Annotated in this window: 3 protein-coding genes; 1 reads left to right on the forward strand and 2 read right to left on the reverse strand. The window is 61.4% G+C overall.

Annotated features, from left to right (window positions below):
• The coding region (locus AC062T_RS04620; RefSeq protein WP_476027834.1) for a LysR family transcriptional regulator at nt 1-557 on the reverse strand (557 nt) is incomplete at its 3' end.
• Nucleotides 558-773: 216 nt separating this feature from the next.
• On the opposite strand from AC062T_RS04620, the gene AC062T_RS04625 reads away from it, so the two are divergent.
• Complete coding sequence (locus AC062T_RS04625) at nt 774-1,742, forward strand: zinc-dependent alcohol dehydrogenase family protein (protein WP_476027835.1); 969 nt, start codon at nt 774-776, stop codon at nt 1,740-1,742.
• A 48-nt stretch (nt 1,743-1,790) separates the two neighbouring features.
• On the opposite strand, the gene AC062T_RS04630 is transcribed toward AC062T_RS04625, so the two are convergent.
• Complete coding sequence (locus tag AC062T_RS04630) at nt 1,791-2,690, reverse strand: LysR family transcriptional regulator (protein WP_476027837.1); 900 nt, start codon at nt 2,688-2,690, stop codon at nt 1,791-1,793.
• Nucleotides 2,691-3,116 lie beyond the last annotated feature (426 nt).

The following is a 3,116-nucleotide window of genomic DNA, read 5'->3' on the forward strand; positions in this document are numbered from 1 at the left end:
TGCGTGTCGAGATCAGCTGGAAGGGAAGGTCGGCCGTGACGATGAAGATAGCGGGGCGACGCTACGAGAACCCGGCGATCTGGAGCAATCCGTCTAGCCACAAACGAGGAATCGCTAAGATCGACGTAGCGGACGGCTACGTCGAACGCCCCTTCCACGAGATCAACCACTCTGTCCGATAACCGCATATCGATCCTGAGATCCGGATATAGCGTCCTGAACTCCGCCAAGCCTGGAACGATGTGCATCCGGGCGAAGGAGGAGGGCGCCGCCACCCGGAGCGTCCCGCGCGGTGCTGCCTGCTTACCGCCCAGCGTCGCGCGAGCAACCTCTGCGGCCTCGATGAGGTGCTCGGCATGCGGCAGGAAGCCCTGACCATCCTCGGTCAACGTGGTCACGCGCGTGGTACGGTGAACAAGGCGGGAGCCGAGATGCTTCTCGAAAGAGGCGAGGCGGGCACTCGCCCCAGCGGGGCTCATGCCCAGATCTCGCGCGGCGGCACTGATGCTACCTAGTCGGGCGATCCGCACGAACAGGTTCAGATCATCGAAATCCATCGTCCCAACCCCGCGCACGAGAGCAGCGCCTAACGGAACAGCTGAGGATCTCGACCGCGAGCATTCGCTCTCGGTCTCAAGAGAACGTTGAAACTGACTCCGGATACGAGGGGCTACCGCTTTGTCTGTAAGGAAGTCAAATCCCTGCCTCAACCGGAAGGCATCCGCAGCGCGACGCGCGGTAATTCCTCAAAGGGAGTATGATGAATGGCTCAGATGATGAAGGCAGCCGTGCTCGCCCGCTTCGGGGGCACCGACGCGTTCGAGTTGCGCGACGTTCCTGTCGCCGCCGTCGGCCCGCGCCAAGTGCGGGTCCGGGTCCATGCGACCGCACTCAACCCGCTCGACTACCAGATCCGCCGCGGCGACTATGTCGAACACGTACCGCTGCCCGCCATCATTGGGCACGACGTTTCTGGCGTCGTCGAGGAGACGGGATCGCATGTGACCGAATTCGTGAGAGGCGACGAGGTCTACTACACGCCTAAAATCTTCGGAGGTCCCGGCTCGTACGCCGAGCAGCATGTTGCCGATGTGGAGTTGGTGGCCCGTAAACCGCGCAACATCAGCCATTTGGAGGCAGCGAGCCTGACGCTGGTGGGAGGAACCGTGTGGGAGGCCTTGGTCACCCGAGCTCAGCTGAGCGTCCAGGAGACCATTCTGATCCACGGTGGTGCAGGCGGCGTGGGTACGATCGCGATCCAGCTCGCGAAAGCCATGGGCGCGCGGGTGATTACGACCGCGCGGGGCAGCAACCATGACCTTGTGCGCTCGCTGGGCGCGGACGAGGTCATCGACCACAGCTCGGATGACTATGTCTCAGCCGTGGCCGAGTTGACGCAGGGGCGAGGCCTGAACGTTGTCTTCGATACGATCGGCGGCGATACCCTGGCGAAAAGCCCACTCGTCCTCGCCGATGGCGGGCGCGTCGTCAGCATCGTCGACATTGCACATCCACAGAACCTGATTCAGGCCTGGGGAAAGAACGCTTCCTATCATTTCGTATTCACCCGTCAGAACCGGGGCAAGCTCGACAATCTGACGAACCTGGTCGAACGCGGCCAGATAAGGCCCGTGATCGGCGCCGTCCTTCCCCTCTCCCGCATCGGCGAAGCGCATGCGCTGCTCGAGGATGGAAGCGCGCGCGGGCTCCGTGGCAAGGTCGCGATCGACGTTGCTGGCTAGACTAATGGCACGCCTGCCCAGCGACGCGACGCTGGGCAGACGGCCCACCTAAACTTCCGGGCCGACCTTCTCGAGAAGGAAGTTCACCAACGCACGCACCCTGGCAACACTGGTCCGCGCCGGCGGTATGAAGATGTTCAGGTCCGCCCCGTCATGCGGAAATGCTGGCAGGATTACTTCCAGCTCGCCGCGTTCCAGGGATTCCTCGACCATGAATCGTGGAACGACCGTCACGCCCAGTCCCGCGCGGGCAGCGGCCAACAACATGTGCCCATTGTCGGTGCGAAAATCCGAACTCATGTGCACATGCTCCCAGCCGTCTACTCCTTGGAAACGCCACTTGCCCGTGTCAGACACGTGCAGCATGGCTTTAAGGGCCCTCATGTCGGAGGGATGCGTCGGGCGTTCATGCGCATCAAGGTAAGCTGGGCTACCGACAACCACCCACCGGATCTTGGCAAGCTTGCGCGTGATTAGCGTCAGGTCCGGATCTGACCCCGGCTTGATGGCGATGTCGTGCGCCTCCGCGCTCATGTCGACCCGACGATCCTCGAAGCAGATGTCGAACTGAACGCGCGGATGCAGCACTGCAAATTCCGCGAGCAGCGGCGCCATCACGAACTCGCCGAAGGCGGTCTGAACTTGCAGACGAACCAGTCCGGATATTTCGCTGGTCAGCTTGTTGACGACCTCCCTCGCGGACTCCAGTTCCGCCAATCCCCCGCCCGCGCGAGAATAATATTCCCGCCCGATATCCGTTAGTGTGGTGCCTCTTGGCGTTCGGACCAAAAGCTGGGCACCGAGCACCGCCTCCAACCGACTTATGCGGCGACTTACGATCGACTTCGCCAGACCCAGGCGCGCTGCTGCATTCACGATACTGCCCGTTTCGACCACGCGGACGAACGAAATGACATCCAAGAGATCGACCGGCGCCGGTTCCGGCATTAGCAACTCCAGGTTCGCGATTTGGCAGCTATACCTCGCTATAGAAATGGGAACCCTGTTGAAAGGGCTGTTCATGCAATACCGTCTGTCTCGACAGCCTCGGACCTCCACCAAGGTGTAAACAGACACAAACCTCGTGAGTGTTCACGGACGGAGGTCGAGGTTGGGTTCGCTCACGGTGTTCGCGATTGTGCGACACAGTTTGTCGAAGAGTGCCGGTACCGCCCAGCAAGCCGCCATGACATTATCTGCGGACACTTTGCCAGGATGTCTGACACTCTCTTTCGACAGAAGGTTTCTTCTATGCTCGCCAAGGACACGCCGGCCCGCCGCAACGGCCTCAAGTCGCTTCTTCGTCCGCAGGACTCGGTCCTCGTTCTGATCGACCACCAGCCGTATCAGCTTGCGAACCTGAATAGCCACGAA

The organism is Homoserinimonas sp. (genome assembly GCF_056262345.1).